This window comes from Enterobacter sp. RIT637, from assembly GCF_019718755.1.
In the GTDB taxonomy this organism is placed as follows: Bacteria; Pseudomonadota; Gammaproteobacteria; order Enterobacterales; family Enterobacteriaceae; genus Enterobacter.
This window is the reverse complement of the sequence record NZ_JAIHAZ010000143.1, coordinates 1-553: the sequence shown is the minus strand read 5'-3', so window position 1 is coordinate 553 and position 553 is coordinate 1. Positions and strand designations below refer to the sequence as shown.

The window sequence follows — 553 nt, the reverse complement described above, 5'->3', positions numbered from 1 at the left end:
CTTTAACATTAACGAACCGGTGATTTTCGGTACGCCAATCGTGATGAACCCCGTGTTCTTCATTCCATTCTTGCTGGCACCGATGGTGAACGCGGTGCTCGCATGGGCCGCCATGAAGCTGGATCTGATTGGACGCGTGATTTCTGTGGTGCCGTGGACCGCTCCGGCCCCTGTGGGTGCTGCGTGGGCGTTGGGCTGGGACTTCCGTGCGGCGGTGCTGGTCATCCTGCTGGCGCTGGTCTCTGCCATCATCTACTACCCGTTCTTTAAAGTGTACGAGAAGCAGTTGCTGGAGCAGGAAGCCGAAGAAGCACAGCGTGCTGAAGAGGATAGCCAGCAAGTGGCTTAATCAAAAAGCAAAACGGCAACTTCGGTTGCCGTTTTTGTATTTGCATTTTCCCCCGCTGAAAGAGGGCTGCCTGTAAAGTTATTACTTCAGCGTACAATCACCACACTGCTGAACATCTGGCAGGCGATAGCGCTGGCAGCAGGTCCGACGGACCAGTAATCCGTCGCGCGGCACCACGGTGCGGAACAACGGATTATCCTGGCC

General features: G+C 55.7%; 1 protein-coding gene and 1 pseudogene. One reads left to right on the top strand and one right to left on the bottom strand.

The window, feature by feature from the left end; genetic code table 11:
- A pseudogene (locus K5E19_RS23675) lies at positions 1 to 349 on the top strand (PTS sugar transporter subunit IIC); the annotation flags it as partial.
- Between the two features lie 81 nt (positions 350 to 430).
- On the opposite strand, the gene K5E19_RS23670 reads toward K5E19_RS23675, so the two are convergent.
- A partial coding sequence (locus K5E19_RS23670; RefSeq protein WP_221553366.1) for a (2Fe-2S)-binding protein occupies positions 431 to 553 on the bottom strand: 123 nt, incomplete at its 5' end.